This is a genomic window from Mesorhizobium sp. J18 (assembly GCF_007829525.1).
Classification (GTDB): domain Bacteria; phylum Pseudomonadota; class Alphaproteobacteria; order Rhizobiales; family Rhizobiaceae; genus VLJP01.
This window is the reverse complement of sequence record NZ_VLJP01000089.1, coordinates 36383-58439: the sequence shown is the minus strand read 5'-3', so window position 1 is coordinate 58439 and position 22057 is coordinate 36383. Positions and strand designations below refer to the sequence as shown.

The 22057-nt window shown below is 59.9% G+C and carries 28 protein-coding genes; 18 read left to right on the top strand and 10 right to left on the bottom strand.

The features are described from left to right. Window positions 1-7: 7 nt before the first annotated feature. Both secB and L598_RS20935 read right to left on the bottom strand, forming a co-directional pair. A complete protein-coding gene (secB, locus tag L598_RS20940; protein WP_144865927.1) occupies window positions 8-538 on the bottom strand; it encodes a protein-export chaperone SecB in 531 nt (176 codons plus the stop codon). Window positions 539-652: 114 nt separating this feature from the next. Next, entirely contained in the window at window positions 653-1141 is a 489-nt protein-coding gene (locus L598_RS20935; protein WP_144865924.1) for an FxsA family protein, read from the bottom strand. 174 nt (window positions 1142-1315) lie between these two features. On the opposite strand from L598_RS20935, the gene L598_RS20930 reads away from it, so the two are divergent. The 4 genes from L598_RS20930 (at window position 1316) to L598_RS20915 (ending at window position 4076) form a co-directional block, all read left to right on the top strand. After that, the gene (locus tag L598_RS20930) at window positions 1316-2020 is read left to right on the top strand and encodes a Tim44/TimA family putative adaptor protein (protein WP_144866124.1); all 705 of its coding nucleotides are present in this window, start codon (window positions 1316-1318) and stop codon (window positions 2018-2020) included. A 6-nt stretch (window positions 2021-2026) separates the two neighbouring features. After that, complete coding sequence (locus tag L598_RS20925; protein ID WP_246658868.1) at window positions 2027-3169, top strand: murein transglycosylase A; 1143 nt, start codon at window positions 2027-2029, stop codon at window positions 3167-3169. 134 nt (window positions 3170-3303) lie between these two features. Beyond that, complete coding sequence (locus tag L598_RS20920) at window positions 3304-3708, top strand: Smr/MutS family protein (RefSeq protein WP_348642781.1); 405 nt, start codon at window positions 3304-3306, stop codon at window positions 3706-3708. Then, window positions 3705-4076 (top strand): helix-turn-helix transcriptional regulator, encoded by a 372-nt coding sequence (locus L598_RS20915; protein ID WP_144865918.1) that lies wholly within the window; start codon window positions 3705-3707, stop codon window positions 4074-4076. Before L598_RS20920 ends, L598_RS20915 begins: the two co-directional genes overlap by 4 nt. Here L598_RS20915 and L598_RS20910 read toward each other — a convergent pair whose 3' ends face one another. From L598_RS20910 to hslV, 5 genes are all read right to left on the bottom strand, one after another. Further along, complete coding sequence (locus L598_RS20910; protein WP_144865915.1) at window positions 4077-5042, bottom strand: DUF1402 family protein; 966 nt, start codon at window positions 5040-5042, stop codon at window positions 4077-4079. Between the two features lie 126 nt (window positions 5043-5168). Further along, the gene (hslU, locus tag L598_RS20905; protein WP_144865912.1) at window positions 5169-6479 is read right to left on the bottom strand and encodes an ATP-dependent protease ATPase subunit HslU; all 1311 of its coding nucleotides are present in this window, start codon (window positions 6477-6479) and stop codon (window positions 5169-5171) included. A 2-nt stretch (window positions 6480-6481) separates the two neighbouring features. Beyond that, a complete protein-coding gene (locus L598_RS20900; RefSeq protein ID WP_144865909.1) occupies window positions 6482-7066 on the bottom strand; it encodes a DUF2585 domain-containing protein in 585 nt (194 codons plus the stop codon). After that, on the bottom strand, window positions 7067-7576 hold the full coding sequence (locus tag L598_RS20895) for a GNAT family N-acetyltransferase (protein WP_144865906.1): 510 nt from the start codon (window positions 7574-7576) through the stop codon (window positions 7067-7069). Further along, window positions 7566-8111: an ATP-dependent protease subunit HslV gene (hslV, locus tag L598_RS20890; protein WP_144865903.1), complete on the bottom strand. Its 546-nt coding sequence runs from the start codon at window positions 8109-8111 to the stop codon at window positions 7566-7568. Before hslV ends, L598_RS20895 begins: the two co-directional genes overlap by 11 nt. A gap of 176 nt (window positions 8112-8287) precedes the next feature. Between hslV and hisB the strand changes: the two genes are divergently transcribed. The 8 genes from hisB to coaA are packed head-to-tail and all read left to right on the top strand — an operon-like array spanning window position 8288 to window position 13206. Then, window positions 8288-8899 carry an imidazoleglycerol-phosphate dehydratase HisB gene (gene hisB, locus L598_RS20885; RefSeq protein ID WP_144865900.1) on the top strand — a complete coding sequence of 204 codons (612 nt, stop codon included), beginning with the start codon at window positions 8288-8290 and terminating at the stop codon, window positions 8897-8899. Between the two features lie 8 nt (window positions 8900-8907). Further along, window positions 8908-9396: a DUF2628 domain-containing protein gene (locus L598_RS20880; protein ID WP_144865897.1), complete on the top strand. Its 489-nt coding sequence runs from the start codon at window positions 8908-8910 to the stop codon at window positions 9394-9396. After that, window positions 9396-10046 carry an imidazole glycerol phosphate synthase subunit HisH gene (gene hisH, locus L598_RS20875; RefSeq protein WP_144865894.1) on the top strand — a complete coding sequence of 217 codons (651 nt, stop codon included), beginning with the start codon at window positions 9396-9398 and terminating at the stop codon, window positions 10044-10046. Before L598_RS20880 ends, hisH begins: the two co-directional genes overlap by 1 nt. Continuing rightward, window positions 10043-10339, top strand: a complete 297-nt coding sequence (locus tag L598_RS20870; RefSeq protein WP_144865892.1) for a DUF1330 domain-containing protein — start codon at window positions 10043-10045, stop codon at window positions 10337-10339. Before hisH ends, L598_RS20870 begins: the two co-directional genes overlap by 4 nt. After that, entirely contained in the window at window positions 10336-11100 is a 765-nt protein-coding gene (gene hisA / locus L598_RS20865) for a 1-(5-phosphoribosyl)-5-[(5-phosphoribosylamino)methylideneamino]imidazole-4-carboxamide isomerase (protein WP_144865889.1), read from the top strand. Before L598_RS20870 ends, hisA begins: the two co-directional genes overlap by 4 nt. Further along, window positions 11097-11897: an imidazole glycerol phosphate synthase subunit HisF gene (gene hisF / locus L598_RS20860; RefSeq protein WP_144865886.1), complete on the top strand. Its 801-nt coding sequence runs from the start codon at window positions 11097-11099 to the stop codon at window positions 11895-11897. Before hisA ends, hisF begins: the two co-directional genes overlap by 4 nt. Further along, complete coding sequence (locus L598_RS20855) at window positions 11894-12217, top strand: phosphoribosyl-ATP diphosphatase (RefSeq protein WP_144865883.1); 324 nt, start codon at window positions 11894-11896, stop codon at window positions 12215-12217. The genes hisF and L598_RS20855 overlap by 4 nt, the downstream gene beginning before the upstream one ends. Before the next feature lie 29 nt (window positions 12218-12246). Then, a complete protein-coding gene (coaA, locus tag L598_RS20850; RefSeq protein WP_144865880.1) occupies window positions 12247-13206 on the top strand; it encodes a type I pantothenate kinase in 960 nt (319 codons plus the stop codon). A gap of 25 nt (window positions 13207-13231) precedes the next feature. Here the strand turns inward: coaA and L598_RS20845 are convergent, their stop codons facing one another. The 3 genes from L598_RS20845 to L598_RS20835 form a co-directional block, all read right to left on the bottom strand. Further along, window positions 13232-13855 carry an alpha-ketoglutarate-dependent dioxygenase AlkB gene (locus L598_RS20845; RefSeq protein WP_144865876.1) on the bottom strand — a complete coding sequence of 208 codons (624 nt, stop codon included), beginning with the start codon at window positions 13853-13855 and terminating at the stop codon, window positions 13232-13234. Window positions 13856-13963: 108 nt separating this feature from the next. Further along, window positions 13964-14398: an alternative ribosome rescue aminoacyl-tRNA hydrolase ArfB gene (gene arfB / locus L598_RS20840; protein ID WP_144865873.1), complete on the bottom strand. Its 435-nt coding sequence runs from the start codon at window positions 14396-14398 to the stop codon at window positions 13964-13966. 109 nt (window positions 14399-14507) lie between these two features. Next, window positions 14508-16118 carry a phosphoenolpyruvate carboxykinase gene (locus tag L598_RS20835; RefSeq protein WP_144865870.1) on the bottom strand — a complete coding sequence of 537 codons (1611 nt, stop codon included), beginning with the start codon at window positions 16116-16118 and terminating at the stop codon, window positions 14508-14510. Between the two features lie 337 nt (window positions 16119-16455). Here L598_RS20835 and L598_RS20830 point away from each other — a divergent pair, with 337 nt between their 5' ends. The 6 genes from L598_RS20830 to ahcY all read left to right on the top strand — a co-directional run bounded on the left by L598_RS20830 (window position 16456) and on the right by ahcY (window position 21989). Further along, the gene (locus L598_RS20830) at window positions 16456-17157 is read left to right on the top strand and encodes a response regulator transcription factor (protein ID WP_144865867.1); all 702 of its coding nucleotides are present in this window, start codon (window positions 16456-16458) and stop codon (window positions 17155-17157) included. Window positions 17158-17246: 89 nt separating this feature from the next. Further along, on the top strand, window positions 17247-19031 hold the full coding sequence (locus L598_RS20825) for a sensor histidine kinase (RefSeq protein WP_144865864.1): 1785 nt from the start codon (window positions 17247-17249) through the stop codon (window positions 19029-19031). Continuing rightward, window positions 19028-19501: an HPr kinase/phosphorylase gene (locus L598_RS20820; protein WP_246658867.1), complete on the top strand. Its 474-nt coding sequence runs from the start codon at window positions 19028-19030 to the stop codon at window positions 19499-19501. Before L598_RS20825 ends, L598_RS20820 begins: the two co-directional genes overlap by 4 nt. A 248-nt stretch (window positions 19502-19749) precedes the next feature. Continuing rightward, a complete protein-coding gene (locus L598_RS20815; protein WP_144865861.1) occupies window positions 19750-20151 on the top strand; it encodes a PTS sugar transporter subunit IIA in 402 nt (133 codons plus the stop codon). Further along, on the top strand, window positions 20148-20450 hold the full coding sequence (locus L598_RS20810) for an HPr family phosphocarrier protein (RefSeq protein WP_144865858.1): 303 nt from the start codon (window positions 20148-20150) through the stop codon (window positions 20448-20450). Before L598_RS20815 ends, L598_RS20810 begins: the two co-directional genes overlap by 4 nt. Before the next feature lie 138 nt (window positions 20451-20588). Beyond that, a complete protein-coding gene (ahcY, locus tag L598_RS20805) occupies window positions 20589-21989 on the top strand; it encodes an adenosylhomocysteinase (protein ID WP_144865855.1) in 1401 nt (466 codons plus the stop codon). Window positions 21990-22057: the final 68 nt, after the last annotated feature.

The following is a 22057-nucleotide window of genomic DNA, read 5'->3' as shown; positions in this document are numbered from 1 at the left end:
GGGGCAATCAGGAAACCTGGACTTTGGACTTTGCCTGCTCCTCGGCCATGCGCTGCTGGAACATACGGGCAAAGTCGATCGGATCGATCATCAGGGGCGGGAAACCGCCATTACGCGTTGCATCTGCAATGATCTGGCGCGCAAACGGGAAGAGCAGCCTCGGGCATTCGATGAAGAGCAGGGGAAGCATATGCTCCTGCTGGAAGCCGTCGATGCGGAAGACGCCGCCATAGACCAACTCGACATTGAAGAGCACGTTCTTTTCTGCTTCAGCCTTGGCGTTCAGGGTAAGGACGACGTCGTAATCCTTGTCGCCCAGCGGATTGGCATTCACATTCACATTGATGTTGATACCAGGTGCCTTGTCGCGGCTGCGCAGGCTCTGGGGAGCGCCGGGGCTCTCGAAGGAAAGATCCTTCACATATTGGGCAAGGATGTTGAGGCTCGGCTGTACGGTGTTGCCATTGCCTGTCGTCGAGCTGCCACCTGCCGGTGCTCCAGCTCCAGGCGCGTTCTTGTCCTGCGGTTCTTTGGCCATCAGCCTTTTCCTTGTTCTCCTGAGGCAGTAGCTGCCGTTCCTATAATGGCGCGTTGGCTATCATGGGCTTTCCGGCAAGACAAGGCTGAGGCGAAACCAGCCGATCAGCAATTATCAGTCGCGTTCGATCCTGCGCCAGGGCGAGTCGGAGTTCGGGTTTTCGGAATATTCGTCGGTAGCGAGATCGATTGTCCGTCCCCGCGAGGCGCCGCGGCCGGCAGGGCCCGTGCTGCCATGGCCCGGCGTCAGGATTACGATCCGGTTGCGCAGGAGCGACCAGCCGAATTCACGCGCGGCAGGTATGAAGAGAAGAAGGCCGATCGCGTCGGTTATGAAGCCTGGCATGAAAAGCAATATCCCGGCCAAGAATATCATGCTTCCATGGACGAGTTCCTTTGCAGGCACGTGCCCTTCATCCAGGATCCGCCGGATGCGTTTTATGACGCCGAAGCCCTGCACGCGCAAAAGAACCGCGCCGAGCAACGTGGTGGCGAAGATCAGGACCAGAGTGGACAGAACGCCGATCTTGCTGCCGACAAGAATGAAAACCGCAATTTCCAGGATGGGGATCGAAAGCAGCAGCAGCGGAATTAGGGATCTCACGACGATATCTTTTACCTTGAGGCGGGTTTTGAACACTTATGGCGGCGATTTGCTACAGATAGGAAGGCGCGGCTTTGATTTGAATGATCGCTGTATGCGATCTATATGGGATAGGCTGGAAGGGTTGCGGCGGACATGCTGCATGTCCGGGCGCTAAAGGGTAAACTGGCTCACATGGAACTCTTCGATTTCGGCACGATCTTCTTTCTGGTCGCGGCAATCGTGATCTTCTTCCAGCTGCGCAATGTCCTCGGGCGGCGTACCGGGAAGGAACGGCCGCCTTTCGACCCTTATACCGCCGCACGGACGTCGGCCAAGAAAGATATGTCGAAGCCGGAGAACGTCGTATCCCTGCCCCGGCGCAAGGAAGCCGAAGAGGCCGCGGATTCTTATGCGGCCATTGATGCCGTCGCCAAGCCAGGCACCGAGCTCAACAAGGGTCTCCGGGCGATCAAGAATGCCGATCCGTCATTCGATCCCAAGACCTTCATCGATGGCGCGAAGCTGGCCTATGAGATGATCGTGATGGCTTTCGCCGACGGCGATCGCCGCACCTTGAAGAATCTTCTATCGCGAGAGGTGTATGACGGTTTCGTGGCAGCCATTTCGGAACGCGAGAACAGGTCTGAGAAGATCGAATCCTCTTTTGTAGGCATCGACAAGGTCGAGTTCGTATCGGCTGAAATGAAGGGCTCGGAGGCGCATATTACGCTGCGCGTCGTCAGCGAGCTGATTTCCGCGACCAGGGACGGTTCGGGTACGATCATTGACGGCGATCCGGAAACGGTAGCAGAGGTCAAGGACGTCTGGACATTTGCCCGCGATACCCGCGCGCGTGATCCCAACTGGAAGCTTGTGGCGACCGAAGCCGAGGAATAGCATCCCGTGGATGGCACAGGGACCCGGATTTCGCCGAAAGTGGCGACGGATCTCTCTCCGGTTTTCCATCCGCTTTCCTTCGAGGACCTTCCCGGATGGCGCGAGGACGAGGTCTCCCGCGCCTTCGCGGCCTTCCGGCGTTCAGCCAGCCATGTCCGTTCCAAACCTTACCGTACCGGCAGCCTCGGGGTTTTAAACGAGAGTTTTGCCGAAGCCTGTGCCGACGCCCTGTCACATGCCGACGCGGATGAGGAGTTGGCGCGTGCGTTCTTCGAACGGCATTTCGCTCCGTGCAAGATACGGCCCGCCGAGAAGGGTTCGGGTTTCGTGACCAGCTACTACGAGCCGGAGATCGAGGCCGCGCGGCAGCGGACGGAAAAATTCACCGTGCCGCTCTATGGCAGGCCGGCGGATCTGATCGATCTCGACGAATTAAACCGGCCGGCGGGCATGGATCCTTATTTCGCGTTCGGGATGCAGGGTTCTGACGGCATCTCGGAATATCACGATCGAAGGGCCATCGAGACCGGAGTGCTCGCCGGGCTTGGCCTGGAGATCGCATGGCTTGCCGACAAGGTGGATGCTTTCTTCATTCATGTACAGGGTGCTGCGAAACTGAGACTGACAGACGGTACGGTTGCGCGCGTGACCTATGCGGCGAAATCAGGTCATCCATTCACCGGTCCGGGCAGGATTCTCGTCGGATTGGGGGAAATCCCCGAAGAAGCCGTCACGATGCAGGAAATCCGGCGCTGGTTCCGCAGCAATCCCGGCCGCATAGACGAGATCCTCTGGAAGAACCGCTCCTTCATCTTCTTTCGTGAAACATCTGTGGGTGAACCCCGGCTTGGGCCGATCGCGGCAGCCAAGGTGCAACTCGAGCCCGGACGTTCTCTGGCGGTCGACAGGCTGCTGCACACCTTTGGGACGCCGTTCTTCGTCGACGCACCCTCGTTGATCGCTTTCGAAAACCGCCCTTTCCGCAGGCTCATGATCGCACAGGATACCGGTTCGGCGATCACCGGCCCGGCCCGCGGCGACATCTTCGCCGGCTGCGGCGCGGAGGCTGGCGAAATCGCCGGAACGGTCCGTCATCCGGCGGATTTCTACGCGCTTCTGCCGAAAGCGCTTGTAGGGGGCCGCATATGACCCGGCACAACCCCAATCGTCTGAGTGCGGAGGACCGAATTCTCTGGAATCGGGTCGCGAGTACGGTAAAGCCTTTGAAGGACAAGGTGCTCGAGCAGGTTCCAGAGCCGGTGCGGCCGGTTTTGGAGGAAAAAATGCCTTCCAAAATCCAGGGTGCCACAGCCGGGAATCCTCCGGCAGGCCCGAAATCCATGGCAGACCCGAAACATCTCGACAGACCGACGAAAGACAAGCTGGCCAAAGGCAGGCTGCAGATCGGTGCAACCGTTGATCTTCATGGACTGACACAGGCCGAAGCTTACAATTTGCTCCTTTCCTTTCTTCACAGAGCGCATGCGGCAGGCTTGCGTTACGTGCTCGTGATAACCGGCAAGGGGAGTTCCGCAGGTGGGGACGGCATATTGCGACGCCTGGTCCCGGTCTGGCTCGCTACGGCAGGTTTCCGGGAAATCGTCGGCGGTTTCGATCGGGCATCGCGGCATCACGGCGGCGATGGAGCCATCTATGTCCGCCTTCGTCGAGCGAGAAAGAAGGCATGACACCCTTCGGTGAGAAACTGCGGAAAATGCGCCAGGAAAGGGGCATTTCGCAGAAGGAAATGGCCAAGGCGCTCAATGTCAGCCCCGCCTATCTTTCTGCGCTCGAACACGGGCATCGCAGCCCGCCGAGCTGGAGCATGATCCAAAAGATCATCGGTTACTTCAACGTGATCTGGGACGATGCCGAGGAATTACAGCGTCTGGCGGAGACCTCCAATCCGCGAGTGGTGGTGGATACGGCGGGGCTGCCTCCGCAGGCGACCGAGCTCGCCAATCTCCTGGCGCTTCACATAAGAAAGCTGAGTCTCAGTGAGATCGAGATGCTGCTGGCGCATCTGCAGGCGCTTATTCAGAGAAGCGAGCGCTGATCAGGAATCCTGGAAAAGCGCCATCAGCTCATCGAGCTTGTCGTTCACAAGCCAGCCATAGTAATTTTCCTGCGGCAGCCTTGCCTCTTTGCCCTGGTTGCGGCGTATGCGGTTTTCGGCGGCAAGAGCGGCAGCCCGCGCTTCCGGATTGCCGAGATTGTAGAGCGTCGCGGTGATGCCCGGATTCCTGGAGATGTCGAAGCCCGCGATCGTGCGATAGGCATCCATGGATTTCTTCAAGACTGCCGCGACATAAGCCAGCGTCACGTCCGGATCCATGATGGTGCGGTATACCTCCTGGGGATCGTTGAAATCGAGCTTCGGATAGCCCGAAACCCGATGCACGAGATCCGTCATCTGCAAGGCTGTCAGTGGATTGAGCTGACCGAGCCCGAAGGTCTGTCCGGCATAGAGGGGTTGGAAGAACACGGCGCTGAAGCGGTCGTTAGGGAATTTTTTGCCGTCGACACGTTTGCCGCGGAAATGTTCGTCCCAAACCTGTTCGCGGCAGGACCACAGATCGTAGCTGTCCTTGTGGACGAGACATTCCTTGAATTGAGCGCGCTGGATGAAATCTCCGATCGTCTCGCCCTGATGTGAAAAGGCGAAGCTGTTTTTGAGATAGGCAACCGCCTTCACATAATAGGTCTGCAGGCGGTCATAGGCGTCCACATTATAGGTATGCTCGCCGACTATCGCGCCGACCATGTGAATGGGTTCTATCCCATACCGGGCCGAGATGCTTCGGATTTTGCGGATAAGAGCCGGGTCGTTGCGCAGAAGCTGATAGACTTTCCGGTACTTCGCTTCGTAGCTGCTCTTGCCCGCCGCGGTACGGCGCGCGGATGCTCCCGGAACCGGGGGCTGTTCGACATTGCGGTTACCTGGCGGCACGAGCTGCGCAGCCTGCGTCGGCAGGGCCGGCGCCAGGAACAAGCCTAGAAAGAGTGCCAGTCGCAGGAGCATGGGAGGTTGACGCCGCGATTCGTTAACGGCGCAAACTAGGAAATAGACCCCTTGAAGTCGAGGGGCCTCCAAGGGCGCCGGTGCGGAAACAATGCGGCTGTGGCAATCCCGCACCGGCCTTTGCCGTCAGAGGATGAAGCGTGACAGATCGGTGTTCCTGGCAAGATCGCCGACATTCCGGTCCACGTAGTCGGCATCGACGACAATCTTCGTCCCGCTACGGTCGGGTGCGTTGAAGGAGATGTCGTCCAGGACCCGTTCCATCACTGTCTGCAGGCGACGCGCGCCGATATTCTCGACGCTCGCATTGAGCTCCACGGCAATACCGGCAAGCCGATCGATCGCATCGTCGGTGAATTCGAGCTCGACGCCTTCCGTCTGCATTAGCGCTATATATTGCTTGATCAGGCTGGCTTCCGTTTCGGTCAGGATGCGGCGGAAGTCCTCCTTCTCCAGTGCCCGAAGCTCTACGCGGATCGGCAGCCGGCCTTGCAATTCCGGCAGAAGATCCGAAGGCTTGGAAACGTGGAAGGCTCCGGAGGCAATGAAAAGGATGTGGTCCGTCTTAACCGGCCCGTATTTCGTCGCCACCGTGGTGCCTTCGACGAGCGGCAGCAGGTCGCGCTGAACGCCCTCGCGCGAAACGCCGGCGCCCATGCCGCCTTCTCGCGCCGCGATCTTGTCGATCTCGTCGAGAAAGACGATGCCGTCATTCTCCGCAGCAGCAAGCGCGCGCTGCGTCACCTCCTCCTGGTCCAGCAGCTTGTCGGATTCGTCATTGATCAGATGCTGGTAGGAATCCTTGACGGTGGTCTTGCGCATCTTCGTGCGCCCGCCACCCATCGCCTTCTGCAGCATGTCGTTGATGTTCAGCACGCCGATATTGGCCCCCGGCATTCCGGGAATCTCGAAACCGGGCATGCCGCTTCCTGTGTCGGAAACCTCGATCTCGATTTCCTTGTCATCAAGCTCGCCGTTTCTGAGCTTCTTGCGGAAGCTGTCGCGTGTAGCCGGGCTCGCCGTCTTGCCGACAAGAGCTTCAAGAACCCGTTCCTCGGCATTCATATGGGCGCGGGCCTTGACGTTCTCGCGCATCTTCTCGCGGGTGAGACCGATGGCGACCTCGACGAGGTCGCGCACAATCTGCTCCACGTCGCGTCCGACATAGCCGACCTCGGTGAACTTCGTCGCCTCGACCTTGATGAAAGGCGCGCCGGCAAGCTTGGCCAGGCGGCGGGAAATCTCGGTCTTGCCGACACCCGTCGGGCCGATCATGAGGATGTTCTTGGGCATGACCTCTTCGCGCATCTGGCCCTCGAGCTGCTGCCGGCGCCAGCGGTTGCGCAGCGCGATCGCCACGGCGCGTTTGGCATCCTTCTGGCCAATGATGAAGCGGTCGAGTTCCGAGACGATCTCTCGGGGGGAAAATGTAGTCATGGTCATATAAATCCGGTTTGCCACTGCCGTATGAGTTCGAACGGATGCAGCAGCATGATTACGTTCAGAGTCAGATTATCGCGAATGACGAAGCCTACAGCGACTTCCAGGACAAGCGCGAGCGCCACCACGAACCATATAGGTAGCCGTGCAGCCATCACAAACCCTACAACGGCGGCCAGCGTGTCCGCGACCGAATTGACGATGCTGTCGCCATAATAGTCGAGCGAAATCGTACCTTCGCGATAACGGTTGATGATGAAGTCGGTATTCTCCACGATCTCCCATGCCGTTTCGAGGCCGACCGCCAGCACAAGCCGGAACCCGGGCGAGCTGTTCGGCGCCAGGAACCAGAAAAGCAGATAGAAAAGGAAACCATGAATGAGATGGGAGAAGGTGTACCAGTCTGAAAGATGCTGCGAATTTTCCGAGCTCTGCACGATCCCATGCCAGAATTTCACGGTGCCGCATTCGCAGATAGGCGTTCTTCCAAAGACATAGAGAATAAGAGCCTGGGCAATGATGACGACGGCCGCGACAAGGAGGCCTGTACCCCAGGAAAAGCCTGTGATCCCCAGCCCTCTCATTCAATTGGGATCCGGGAATTTTTCCATCAGGAGGGTTTTGCCGTCGGGCTCCTCCAACTCGCGATAGACGGTGAATCCAGCTTTGGCATAAGCGCGGACGGCACGTCCGTTTCGCGCATCGGGATCGATGACGATGCGCGGGGCACCGTTTTCGAAAAGCCGCCGTCCGAAGGCCCGGACGATGGGCGCGGCAAGGCCATTTCCGATCATTTCGGATTCCCCGATGAAGATGTCGATGCCGGGCGTGTCGGGCGAAAGGTCCCTCGTCCAAGCCTCTTCTTCATATTCAGTGGGCCACCAGCTCTGGATATAGCCGATCGGCCTGCTGTCGACCCGAATGATAAACGCATCGACCTCGCCCGTTTCCAGACCTTCGCGGATCAGTCTAATCTCCTGATCGGGTTCGCCCCACCATTGCCTCACATGGGGTTTCTTCAGCCAGGAATGCAGCATAGGCAGATGATCATGCCGCACCGGCTCGAAGCCGATCGAGGGCAAGTCATTCGGCATCGAGGGTTTCGACGATGACATTGTCGTTGGTGTAGACGCAGATGTCGGCAGCAATCTTCATCGCCCTGCGGGCGATCTCCTCGGCGTCCATATCCGTATCGATCAGGGCGCGGGCCGCCGCCAGCGCGTAATTGCCGCCGGAACCGATCGCCATCACGCCCTGTTCGGGCTCGAGCACGTCGCCGGTGCCGGTGAGCGCCAGGGAAACGCTCTTGTCGGCAACCAGCATCATGGCCTCCAGGCGTCGCAGGTAGCGATCCGTTCGCCAGTCCTTGGCCAGTTCGACACAGGCGCGCATCAGCTGGTCGGGATATTGCTCCAGCTTGGCCTCGAGCCTCTCCAGAAGCGTGAAGGCATCGGCTGTCGCGCCCGCAAAGCCGGCAATTACATTGCCCTTGCCGATGCGGCGCACCTTGCGTGCATTTCCCTTCATTATAGTCTGGCCCATGCTGACCTGCCCGTCGCCGGCAATGACGACCTTGCCGCCCTTGCGGACGGTGACGATGGTCGTGGCGTGCATGGTAATATCGCTCATATGCAGAAACTCCGTTTCGCACCGACATGCGGCGCTCTTCCTCGGGCATATGTATGTGGTACGTCAAGGAATGCAAAGGCTTCCATGCCGTGGCGGCCTTGCCAGCAATCGACTGGCAATCGAGCCGCCATGCTGGTAGAAGGCAGCCGCTCCGTGCCCGGCAAGAAGGACAGGCCATGGCTTCCGGCAAGACAAGGCGTTCGGCGGATTTCAGCCGCAAGACGAAAGAGACCGAGATTTCCGTTTCCGTCGATCTCGACGGAAACGGTCGGTTCGACATCAGGACCGGCGTCGGTTTCTTCGATCATATGCTGGAACAGCTTTCCCGCCATTCCCTGATCGACGTCACGTTGAAGGCCAAGGGCGATCTTCATATCGATGATCACCATACGGTGGAGGATTGCGGCATTGCCATCGGCCAGGCGATCGCGAAAGCCCTGGGTGACCGGCGCGGCATCATGCGATATGCCTCGCTGGATCTCGCCATGGACGAAACGCTGACGCGTGCCGCGGTCGACGTTTCGGGCCGGCCCTTCCTCGTCTGGAATGTAGCATTCTCCTCGCCGAAGATCGGCAGCTTCGACACTGAACTGGTGCGGGAGTTCTTTCAGGCGCTGGCGCAAAATGCCGGCATTACGCTCCATGTCGCCAATCTCTACGGGGCCAACAACCATCACATAGCCGAGACCTGCTTCAAGGCGGTAGCGCGCGTGTTGCGCCAGGCGGTGGAAGTGGATCCGCGCCAGCCGGATGCCGTACCGTCCACCAAGGGCACACTGAAAGGATAGGCCTTTCGATGGCTAGTTATGTCGTCATGGAGCGGACTGGAACCGGGAGATCCGAAGCGCCGGAAACGACGATCTTTGTCCGTGACGGCTTTTCGTTTCTCGCGTTCCTGGTCCCCTTCTTCTGGTTCCTGTGGCACCGCATGTGGATTGAGGCGGCGGCACTCCTCATTGTCATTGTCGCTTTCGCTGGCCTTCGTTCTTTCGAATCGGTCTCGAATGTAGCCTGGGCCTTTTCGCTGCTTCTGTCCTTCCTGATAGGGCTGGAAGCTTCGACGCTGAGGCTTTGGTCCCTTCGCCGTCGAGGATGGCGTATGTGGGGCGTGGTGGAAGCGAGCGGATGGAAGGACGCCGAAGCCCGCTACGCCTACGAACGGATGGAAGAGCTGGAAGGCCGGCCCACCGAGCCCGTCAGCACCCGATCTGTGATCTTGCCAGGGGCGATCCGGCCTGCCGGCGGGCCGGCGCTGGGCCTGTTCGACTATCCAAGGACGCGCTGATGCGGGTCGCCATCATCGACTACGGCTCGGGTAACCTTCGCTCGGCTACCAAGGCATTCGAACGCGCTGCCCGGGAGGCCGGCATCCGTGCCGAGATCGATCTGACCGCCGACGCCGAGTGCGTGCGGACAGCCGACCGCATTGTCCTACCGGGCGTCGGCGCCTATGCTGATTGCCGCGCCGGACTCGATGCCGTGCCCGGAATGGTCGAGGCAATCGCGGAAGTTGCGATCGAGAAGGCCCGCCCCTTTCTCGGCATTTGTGTCGGAATGCAGCTCATGTCATCGCGCGGGCTGGAAAAGACGGTCACCGAAGGCTTTGGCTGGATCGCGGGCGACGTGGTGGAGATGCAGCCGTCGGACGCGTCCTTGAAGATCCCGCAGATCGGCTGGAACACGATTCACGTGAAACATCCCCATCCGCTTTTTGATGGCATTCCAACGGGCGAGAGAGGTCTGCATGCCTATTTCGTGCATTCCTATCATCTCCAGGCCGAAAGGCCGGTAGATGTGCTTGCCACTACGGATTACGGCGGAGCGGTGACCGCGGTGGTGGCGCGGGGCAATCTGGCTGGCACGCAGTTTCATCCCGAAAAGAGCCAGACGCTCGGTCTGGCCCTCATCACCAATTTCCTGAGGTGGAAGCCATGAGCAAGAAGGGCTATTGGATCGCGATGGTCGATGTGACCGATCCCGAAACCTATAAGGACTATGTCAAGGCGAATGCCGCCGCCTTCGAGAAATATGGCGCGAAATTCCTCGTGAGAGGGGGGCGGCATACCGACCCGGAAGGGCCCGTCGGCACACGTCATGTCGTGCTGGAGTTCGAGAGCTATGAAAAGGCGCTCGAATGTTACCGCTCGCCGGAATATCAGGAGGCCCTGAAAATCAGGCTTGCCGCTTCCGAGGCGAAATTCGTGATCGTCGAGGGACACGAGGCGTGATCCTTTTCCCCGCCATCGACCTGAAGGACGGCCAGTGCGTGCGCCTGAAGCTGGGCGAGATGGCGAGCGCCACTGTCTATAACGAAGACCCGGCCGCGCAGGCGAAAGCCTTCGAGGAACAGGGCTTCGAATGGCTGCATGTGGTCGATCTCAACGGTGCCTTTGCCGGCGCGAGCGTAAACGGGGAGGCTGTTGAGGCCATTCTCTCAGCCACGAAGAATCCGGTGCAGCTCGGCGGCGGGATCCGTTCCATGGAACATATCGAGGGCTGGCTCGGCAAAGGCCTTGCCCGCATCATTCTCGGTACGGTCGCTGTGCGTGATCCCGAACTCGTCAGGGCCGCCTGCAAGGCGTTTCCCGGCAGGGTCGCGGTCGGCATCGACGCGAAGGGCGGCAAGGTCGCGGTCGAAGGCTGGGCGGAATCCTCCGACCTTTCGGCGGCGGAGCTTGCCAAACGCTTCGAGGGGGCAGGTGTCGCCGCGATCATCTATACGGATATCGACCGCGATGGGGTGCTTTCGGGCATAAACTGGGAATCCACGATCGCGCTCGCCGATGCGGTTTCCATACCGGTCATCGCCTCGGGCGGTCTCGCCTCGATCGCCGACATCGTGCGCATGACGATGCCGGATGCTGCCAAGCTTGAAGGTGCAATCTCGGGACGGGCGCTTTATGACGGCCGGATCGACCCGACAGAGGCGCTGGCCCTTCTGCGGGGCGAACGCAAGGCGGAAGCAGGCCTGCTCGAGGAGCGGCAATGACACTCAAGGCCCGCATTATTCCCTGCCTCGACGTCAAGGACGGCCGTGTCGTCAAGGGTGTCAATTTCGTAGACCTGATCGATGCCGGCGATCCCGTCGAGGCCGCCAAGGCTTATGATGCGGCGGGCGCGGACGAACTCTGCTTCCTCGATATCACCGCCTCGTCGGACAATCGCGAAACCATTTTCGACGTTGTCGCCCGCACGGCCGAGCAGTGCTTCATGCCTCTGACGGTAGGTGGTGGGGTGCGTGAGGTGACTGATATCCGCAAGCTGCTGCTTGCCGGGGCGGACAAGGTTTCGATCAATACGGCTGCGGTGATGAATCCCGATTTCGTCGCCCGCGCCGCCGACAAGTTCGGAAACCAATGCATCGTGGTGGCGATCGATGCGAAGAAGATCTCTGCGGCCGGCGAAGAAGATCGCTGGGAGATCTTCACCCATGGCGGCCGGCGGCCCACCGGCATCGATGCGGTGGACTTTGCGCACAAGGTGGTCGCTCTCGGCGCCGGCGAAATCCTGCTTACTTCCATGGACCGGGACGGAACCAAGGCGGGCTACGATCTGGCTTTGACGCGCGCCATCGCCGACGCGGTCAAAGCCCCGGTCATTGCATCAGGAGGCGTGGGAACGCTCGATCATCTGGTGGAAGGCATAAGGGAGGGCCACGCGACGGCGGTGCTTGCCGCCTCGATTTTCCATTTCGGCACCTATACGATCGGCGAGGCAAAGGCCTATATGGCCAAGGCCGGTCTTGCCATGCGACTGGATGGCTGCGGAGGTGAAAAGGGCGCATGAGCAGTTTCACCCTATCCGATCTGGAAAGGATCATCGCCGAACGTGCCTCGGCCGATCAGAGGGACTCCTGGACGGCAAGGCTCTTCGCAGCCGGGGCGGAAAAGGCCGCCCAGAAGCTCGGCGAGGAGGCGGTGGAAACCGTTATCGCGGCGGTCGGGCGGGATCGGCAGGCGCTGATTTCCGAAAGCGCGGATCTCATCTATCACTGGCTGGTGGTTCTGGCGATCGCAAATGTGCCGCTGAACGATGTTCTTGCGGAGCTGGAGCGCCGCACAGCCCGTTCGGGTGTAGCCGAAAAGGCGGCCCGCTCTCGGGACTGAGGCATCGGGTGCGGGATCGAGGAAGCTATATGGACCAGCTCGTATCCGGCGAAAAATATTCCCCTTATCGCATCTTCACCGCCGAGAGGTGGGCGGAGTTCCGGGCCGACACGCCGCTGACTCTGACCGAGGACGAGGTTCGCCGGCTCCGTTCGCTCAATGATCCGGTCGATCTGGAAGAAATCCGTCGTGTCTATCTGTCCATGTCACGGCTGCTGTCGGCGCATGTCGAGGCGAGCCAGCTCCTCTTCAATCAGCGAAAGGTTTTCTTCAATTCGAGCGGCGCGGTGAAGACGCCCTTCATCATCGGCATTGCCGGTTCCGTGGCCGTGGGGAAATCGACCACCGCCCGCGTGCTGAAGGAGCTTCTCGCCCGCTGGCCCTCCAGCCCCAAGGTCGATCTCGTCACGACCGACGGCTTCCTCTATCCGAACGAGGTCCTGCGGCGCGAGAACCTGATGGAGCGCAAGGGCTTTCCCGAAAGTTACGACATCGGGGCGCTGCTCAGGTTCCTGTCGGCCATCAAGGCCGGCCTGCGCAATGTCCGCGCGCCGCTTTATTCTCACTTCACATATGACGTTCTGCCCGGTGAGTTCGTCACCATCGACAGGCCCGATATTCTTATTTTCGAGGGGATCAACGTCCTGCAGACGCGGGAGCTTCCGCAGGACGGAAAGGCAGTGCCCTTTGTCTCGGATTTCTTCGATTTCTCCATCTATATCGATGCCGAGGAAGAACTGATCCATCAATGGTATGTCGAGCGCTTCATGCGCCTGCGGGAAACCGCGTTCCGCAACCCGGACTCTTTCTTCCATCGCTATTCGCAGCTTTCGGCGGATGCCGCTCTCGCCATTGCCGAAGGGCTCTGGCACAACATCAATCTGAAGAATCTCAAGGAAAACATCCTGCCGACCCGCCCGCGCGCCGACCTCATCCTGAAGAAAGGCGCCAATCATCTGGTAGAGGAAGTGGCGCTGCGGAGGCTCTGACGGCTTTGCCGAAAAGGGGCCTGGCTCAAGACCCTGACAGTCTGGTGACCCGTCGCATTGTTAGGTTGATGCGCCCCCCGTTCTTCAGCAGCGTCGATGTCGAAGGATATATGCGGTCGACACCATGGAAGGCGAGGCGGCTTTCGCCGCCAAGCACGACCACGTCGCCGCTTTCCAGCTTGAAAGACACGGTCCGGTCCCTGCGGTGTATACTGCCGATGCGGAAGAGGCACGAGTCGCCCAGTGAGACCGATACCACCGGCGCCGAGAAATCCTGCTCGTCCCGATCCTGATGCAGGCCCATTTTTGCCTTGTCCGAATAGAAGTTCACGAGACAGGCCTCCGGCGGCCCGGAATGTTCCGAAGCCTCGCGCCAGATCGCCAGGAGGCTTTCTGGGATAGGCGGCCAGGGCTCGCCCGTGACAGGATGGAAGAGCTGATAGCGATAGCCGCCTTCCTTGTCGGTCACCCAGCCGAGAGAGCCGCAATTGGTCATGCGAACGCTCATCGGCTTTCCGGTCTTCGGCATGGTCGGCACGAAAAGCGGCGCCGACTGCACGACGACCCGGATTTCCTCGACAAGCGCCCGTTGCCGGGACTCATCGAGGAAACCGGGAAAATGACGGACGCCTGGCGGAAGGGGCAGCATATCAGCTCTCCCTATCTTTACCGGCGAAAATGCCGCAGACCGGATCATCAGTTTGGCGCGCGCAAGCAGGCCAGTTCAACCCTATAAAATGCCGATGGCTGCCCGGCGTCATTCCGGTGCGACCTTGCCGCGCATCTTTTTGACGGAAGATCGCCCGGCTTTCGCCTTGAGGCGGCGCTCGACGGCTCCCTTCGAGGGGCGCGTCTTCTTGCGGGGTTTGAGAGGCGGTTCGGCCGCTTTCTCGATGAGAGCGGCGAGACGCATGCGCGCGTCCTCACGGTTGCGCTCCTGGGTACGGTGACGGCGAGCCTCGAGAATGATCACACCGTCCTTGGTGGCGCGGCTGCCTGCCAGTCGAATCGCGTTCTCGCGGACGCGTTCCGGCAAACCGCGCGCATTTCGCGCATCAAAGCGAAGCTGGACCGCGGTCGCCACCTTGTTGACATTCTGCCCGCCAGGCCCGGACGAATGGATAAAGCTCTCCTGCAATTCGTCCGCGGCAATGAACATGCCTGATCCGATCCGGATATCGCCGTCGCTCATTGCGCCGCCTTCGATTGTTTGCCCAATTAGCATCCTAAACATGGCCGTCGGAACGAAAAAGGCCCGGCGATTGCCGGGCCGTTCTTCGGAATGATTGCGATTGCACCTGCTATTCGGCCGCCTGACGATAACGCGGCGCCGCACCAAGGACGGAGGCATCCACATGGGATTCGAACTTTTCGAAGTTTTCGATGAACATGCCGACCAGCCGCTCCGCCTGCCGGTCATAGGCGGCCTTGTCCGCCCAGGTGGATCGCGGGTCCAGAATGGCATCATCAATCCCGGGCATAGAGACCGGCACGGCGAAGCCGAAATGCGGGTCGGTGCGGAAACGGACCTGCGCCAGAGATCCGTCGAGGGCGGCTGAAAGCAGCGTCCGCGTCGCCTTGATGGGCATCCGGTTGCCGATGCCGTAGGCGCCTCCGGTCCAGCCGGTATTGACCAGCCAGCAATCCACATTGTGAGCGGCGATCAGTTCGCGCAGCAGGTTGCCGTATTCGGAGGGATGGCGGGGCATGAAGGGCGCGCCGAAACAGGTGGAGAAGGTCGCCTCAGGCTCGGTAACGCCTTTTTCGGTGCCGGCAACCTTGGCCGTGTAGCCGGAAAGGAAATGATACATGGCCTGCGCCGGCGTCAGCTTGGCGATGGGCGGCAGCACGCCGAAGGCATCGGCCGTCAGCATGATGATGTTCTTCGGATGCCCGGCCCGGCCCGTTTCGCTGGCGTTCGGAATGAAATGCAGCGGATAGGCGCAACGCGTATTTTCTGTCAGCCTTCCATCGTTGAAGTCGGGGACGCCATGCTCATCGAGAATGACATTCTCGAGCACCGTGCCGAAGCGTCTCGTGGTAGCGAAGATTTCCGGCTCTGCTTCCTGCGACAAGCGGATGGTCTTGGCGTAGCAGCCGCCCTCGAAATTGAAGACGCCGTCCGGCCCCCAACCGTGCTCGTCATCGCCGATGAGCGTACGCGAGGCATCTGCCGAAAGCGTTGTCTTTCCTGTGCCGGAAAGGCCGAAAAAGATTGCCGTATCGCCGTCCGGGCCTTCATTCGCCGAACAATGCATGGGCATGACCCCGCGTGTCGGCAGAATGTAGTTGAGCGCGGTGAACACGGACTTCTTCATCTCTCCGGCATAGGAAGTTCCGCCGATCAAGACGACGAGGCGCGTAAGGTCAACGGCAATGACCGTGCCGCCGCGTGTGCCGTGACGTTCCGGATCGGCCTGGAAGGAGGGTAGGTCGATGATCGTCATCCTGGGCTGGAAGCTTGCCAGTTCCGAAGGCTCCGGGCGGATCAGAAGATTGCGGATGAAGAGCGAGTGCCAGGCGAATTCGGTGATGACGCGGGTCGGCAGATTGTTTTCCGGGTCGGCGCCGCCGACGAGATCCTGAACGAAGAGATCACGCTCCGCGGCATGGGCGATGAAATCCGCGTAGAGCGCGTCGAAATGCTGGCGGGTCATCGGCTTGTTGTTGTCCCACCAGACATGAGGCTCGGTGTCCGCATCGCGGACGACGAATTTGTCCTTCGCCGAGCGCCCTGTGTGCTGCCCCGTTTCGGCAACGATCGCGCCATGTGCGGTCAGCCTGGCTTCGCCGCGGCGGATCACTTCCTCATAGAGCTGATGCTCCTTGAGATTATAGGCGATCGTTCCGGAGGTCTTGAGGCCGCAGGTCTCGATTCCGCAGTCAGGATTGCGCTTGCCGATTTCGCTCATGTCGCCACCACTCGTTGTTACGGTTCGAACTCATGATCCGGGACAAAAGCACCGGGTCCTCCCCGCGCGAACGGGTGGGCCTTTTTGAGAACCAGAAAAGCCAAACGATTTCAAATAATTAATCGATTTAAAGATTTTGAAAAATTTTTAATCGTTTAAATCTGCCGATTACCGAAAATTGATCTCATGCCCATACAGGAACCTTCCTGCGAGCTTTCGACGCAGCGGGTGTGACTTCGAGGGAATTCTGTGCCACATTTTGTACCCAATTTGTCCTGCAACTGCATCTCGGCTTGCAAGGCAGAAGGGACATCCGACCATGAGGGAGCCTCCGGACATGGCAACGATCGCGCTTGTCGACGATGACCGCAACATTCTGACTTCGGTCTCGATTGCGCTGGAATCCGAGGGGTATCGTGTCGAGACCTATACGGATGGCGCCTCCGCTCTCGAGGGCCTGACCGCAAGGCCGCCCAATCTCGCGATCCTCGATATCAAGATGCCGCGCATGGACGGCATGGAGCTGTTGCGTCGGTTGCGCCAGAAGTCCGATCTGCCGGTGATCTTCCTGACGTCGAAAGACGACGAGATCGACGAGTTGTTCGGCTTGAAGATGGGCGCCGACGACTTCGTGCGCAAACCCTTCTCCCAGCGCCTTCTGGTCGAGCGCGTGCGGGCCGTGTTGCGGCGCGCCAGCGCCCGTGAGGTGGGAGCGAAGGCCTCCACCCCGCAGAGCCGCTCCCTGGAGCGGGGGCAGCTTTCCATGGACCAGGAACGCCATACCTGCACCTGGAAGGGGCAGCCTGTCACGTTGACGGTGACGGAATTTCTGATACTGCACGCGCTTGCGCAACGGCCCGGCGTCGTCAAAAGCCGCGACGCGCTGATGGATTCGGCCTATGATGAGCAGGTCTATGTCGATGACCGGACGATCGACAGCCACATCAAGCGCTTGCGCAAGAAGTTCAAGGCCGTCGACAGCGATTTCGATATGATCGAGACCCTTTACGGCGTCGGTTATCGCTTTCGCGAGGTCTAGGCCCTTCGAGGCTGCAGAGCCGAACGACAGTCGGAGATGGTTCTGACCGGTTTGGAAAGACGGAGACGCGGTTCCTCCGGCGAAATGGAATGGTGACGGAGGCAAGGCAGAAGAAAGCCGCTACGGGGGCAAAGAAACCGACACGGTCGGGGCCGGCATTGTTGGGCCGGCTAACGGTCCCTTTGCGCCGCTTTCTCGGCCACCATATTTTCTCCAGCCTGACGCGCCGGATCCTCTTCCTCAATCTTGCGGCGCTTTGCGTCCTGGTGGCGGGCATCCTCTATCTCAATCAGTTCCGCGAGGGCCTGATCGACGCCCGCGTGGAAAGCCTGATGACGCAGGGCGAGATCATCGCCGGCGCGATTGCCGCCTCGGCGACGGTCGAGACCGATACGATCATGATCGACCCCGAAAAACTCTTGGAATTGCAGGCCGGCGAAAGCCTGCCCCCGGGCTCTGATCAATTGGAGAACCTGGATTTTCCGATCAATCCCGAACGTGTTGCCCCGGTGCTTAGACGGTTGATCTCGCCGACACGCACCCGGGCCCGCATCTATGATCGCGACGCCAATCTGCTTCTCGATTCGCGCCATCTTTATTCGCGGGGACAGATTCTTCGCTATAACCTGCCGCCTGTAGAGCAGGACGAGCCGGATCTGGCAGATCGGATAACCAAATTCGTAATGGATATCTTCCGTCGCTCGGATCTTCCGGTCTACCGTGAGCAACCGGGCGGCAACGGCGCCGCTTATCCGGAAGTCATGACCGCTCTGACCGGCAGTCCCGCGACTGTCGTTCGCGTCAGCGAGCAGGGCGAACAGATCGTGTCGGTGGCGGTGCCCATTCAACGCTTCCGCGCCGTTCTGGGGGTCCTTATGCTTTCCACCCAGGGTGGCGATATCGATAAGATCGTTGCCGCCGAACGCATGGCGATCCTGCGTTTCTTTGGTGTGGCGGCCCTGGTGACGGGCATTCTTTCCATGCTTCTCGCCTCGACGATCGCCAATCCGCTACGGCGCCTGTCTGCTGCCGCGGTTCGCGTGCGCAGGGGAACCAAGAGCAGGGAAGAGATACCGGATTTCTCCCATCGCCAGGACGAGATCGGGAATCTTTCGGTGGCGATCCGCGACATGACCAATGCGCTCTATGCGCGCATTGAGGCGATAGAGAGCTTCGCGGCCGATGTTTCACACGAATTGAAGAATCCGCTGACCTCCCTCAGGAGCGCGGTCGAGACCCTGCCGCTGGCCAAGGATCAGAATGCGCGCGAACGCCTGATGGAGATCATCCAGCATGATGTGCGCCGCCTTGACCGGCTGATCAGCGATATTTCAGATGCTTCGCGGCTCGACGCGGAACTCGCGCGTGAGGACGCTACACGGATCGACCTCAAGAAGTTCATTGGAGACCTTGTCGATGCTTCGCGTGAAACCGGTTTGCGCAAGAAGCCTGTCACGCTCGAATTCCATGCGGAGAAGCTGCCTTCCGGTGTCAAGGGCTATTTCATTGTCGGACACGACCTGCGGATCGGCCAGGTGATCACCAATCTTATAGAAAATGCGCGGTCTTTCGTGCCGGATGAAGGCGGGCGCATCGTCATTTCCCTGTCTCGGGCCGGCCAGCACAATGTCATAACCGTTGACGACAATGGGCCGGGCATCCGTGTGGAGAATATCGAGCGGATCTTCGAACGCTTCTACACGGACCGGCCGGCCGGCGAGGCTTTTGGCCAGAATTCCGGTCTCGGATTGTCCATCAGCCGCCAGATCGTAGAAGCGCATGGCGGCACCCTGACGGCTGAAAACATACCGGGCGGCAAGCCGGGCGAGTTTCGCGGTGCGCGCTTCGTCGTCACCTTGCCGGCAGACGCGTGAGCAGCGTCAAGATTCCAAACTGTCACGGCACGGCGCTGATCCTTGGGGATCGCGGTGTGCTGGTCACGGGCCTGTCCGGTACGGGAAAGACGACACTGGCGCTTGCCCTTCTGGCGCATTGCCGCGCGGCCGGCGTCTTCGGGCAGTTGGTTTCAGACGATCAGGTTCTTCTGAGTGCCGGCAATGGACGACTGATCGTAACCGCGCCCGGGCCGATTGCCGGCATGGCTGAGGCCTTCGGAGCCGGGCCGGCGCAGATTCGGCATGAGCGCCGTGCCGTGATCGATCTCCTTGTGGAACTGGTCGATTCGAAGGATGCGCTCCGTTTATATGACGGCGCGGAGGCGGTGCTGCCCGGAACATCCGTCCGGTCCCTGAAGCTTGAGCGGCGCAATGCGCAGGGCGCGGTTTTCGCGATCGCATCGCTGTTCGGGATAGTTCCCTTCCGCAGCGGAAGCTTTCCCGGTTAGGTCAAGATTCGTTCGAATCGCTACAATTTAGGGCTTGTCAACGCTTCAAGCGTTGACAAGATAGCGCTCTTGCCTCGTCGGCGGCAAGTGCGCGACGAAATGATGACGTCTGCAGGACGAACAGGAAATGCGGACGACATACCTTATCTGCCAATGTAACCTGGTGATAGTGTGACAGCGTCGATAACGTTTTCTGACAAGCGCGGGACCTTCGATATCCTCCGATGCTGCTTCGGAGTGCCGAAGGCATGATTGGCATCGTTCTCGTAACCCATGGACGCCTGGCCGATGAATTTCGTCATGCGGTTGAGCATGTCGTTGGCCGACAGGAAAATTTCGAGACGGTATCGATCGGCGCCGAGGACGATATGGAGCAGCGACGGCGCGATATCGTTGATGCAGTCGCCAGGGCCGATACCGGTTCCGGCGTGATCATCCTCACCGACATGTTCGGCGGCACGCCTTCGAATCTGGCCATCTCGGTCATGGATACCGGCCGGATCGAAGTCATAGCGGGCATGAACCTGCCCATGCTCATCAAGCTTTCCAGCGTTCGCACCGCCAACGATATGGCGAGCGCGCTCGAAGCGGCGCAGAATGCGGGCCGCAAATATATAAATGTGGCCAGTCAGGTGTTGAGCGGTAAATGAAAGGCGCATCGGGACAAACCGAGGCCGAGGGGATTCGCCGCAGATTCTCCATTGTCAATCAGCGCGGCCTTCATGCACGGGCCTCAGCCAAATTCGTGCAACTCGTCGGCAGCCATGATGCGACCGTCCAGGTCGAGAAGGACGGCATCGTCGTCGGCGGAACGTCCATCATGGGTCTGATGATGCTGGCCGCAAGTCCCGGCTGCTCCATCATGGTAACGGCCCGGGGGCCGGRAGSCGCCGAACTGATGGATGCATTGGAGATGCTGATCGCCGGCCGGTTCGGCGAAGAGAATTGAGCTGGCGAAGCTCCAGCGCGTATGCAGGAATAAAGATTTCTTTATATCCGTTGTCGATCGGGAGGCGATCTGCTAGGCAGGGCGCCAATCCCGCATCCTGGAAAGGGGCGGCGCAAACACGTTCATCGGAGTTCCAAAATGACCGCCCAGAAGGATTACATGGTTGCCGATATCGGGCTGGCGGCCTGGGGCCGCAAGGAAATCGATATCGCCGAAACCGAAATGCCCGGCCTTATGGCTTGCCGGGAGGAATTCGGCGCCGCCAGGCCGCTCAAGGGCGCCCGCATCTCGGGCTCCCTGCACATGACGATCCAAACGGCGGTTCTCATCGAGACCCTAAAGGCGCTCGGCGCCGAGGTGCGCTGGGCTTCCTGCAACATCTTCTCTACCCAGGATCATGCGGCGGCGGCCATCGCCGAGACGGGAACCCCTGTCTTTGCAGTGAAGGGCGAGACGCTGGAGGAGTACTGGACCTACACGGACCAGATATTCCAGTGGCCGGACGGCAATCCATCCAACATGATTCTCGACGACGGCGGTGACGCGACCATGTATATCCTGCTCGGCGCGCGCGCCGAGGCCGGCGAGGATGTCCTCTCCGAACCGGGCAGCGAGGAGGAGGAAGTCCTTTTTGAGCAAATCAGGAAGCGTATGGCGGAGACGCCGGGCTTCTTCACCCGTCAGAGGGATGCGATCCGCGGCGTTACTGAGGAGACGACGACCGGCGTCAACCGGCTCTACCAGCTTCAGAAGAAGGGCCTCCTTCCCTTCCCCGCGATCAATGTGAACGATTCCGTCACCAAGTCGAAATTCGATAACAAGTATGGCTGCAAGGAATCGCTGGTGGACGGCATCCGCCGCGCCACCGACGTGATGATGGCCGGCAAGGTTGCCGTGGTCTGCGGCTATGGCGATGTCGGCAAAGGCTCTGCCGCCTCGCTACGCGGCGCCGGCGCGCGTGTCCGGGTGACCGAGGTCGATCCCATCTGCGCTTTGCAGGCAGCCATGGACGGCTTCGAGGTGGTGACGCTGGAAGAGGCCGCGCCGACGGCAGACATCGTAATCACCGCTACCGGCAACAAGGATGTCGTCACGCTCGATCACATGCGCCGGATGAAGGATATGGTGATCGTCGGCAATATCGGCCATTTCGACAACGAGATTCAGGTTGCTTCCCTGCGCAATCTGAAATGGACAAACATCAAGCCGCAGGTCGATATGATCGAGTTTCCTGACGGCAAACGGATGATTCTGCTCTCGGAAGGGCGGCTGCTCAATCTCGGCAATGCCACGGGTCATCCGAGCTTTGTCATGTCCGCGTCCTTCACCAACCAGGTGCTGGCGCAAATCGAGCTTTGGGCCAAGGGCGACCAGTACGAGAATCAGGTTTATGTCCTGCCCAAGCATCTCGACGAGAAGGTGGCACGCCTCCATCTCAACAAGCTCGGTGTGAAACTGTCCAGTCTTTCGCAGGAGCAGGCCACCTATATCGGCGTTCAGCCACAGGGACCCTACAAGCCTGAACACTACAGATACTGATTTTTCCTGATTGAGCCACAAGATATTGAAGCCGAGCGCTTGACTTGGCGCTCGGCTTTATATTTGTG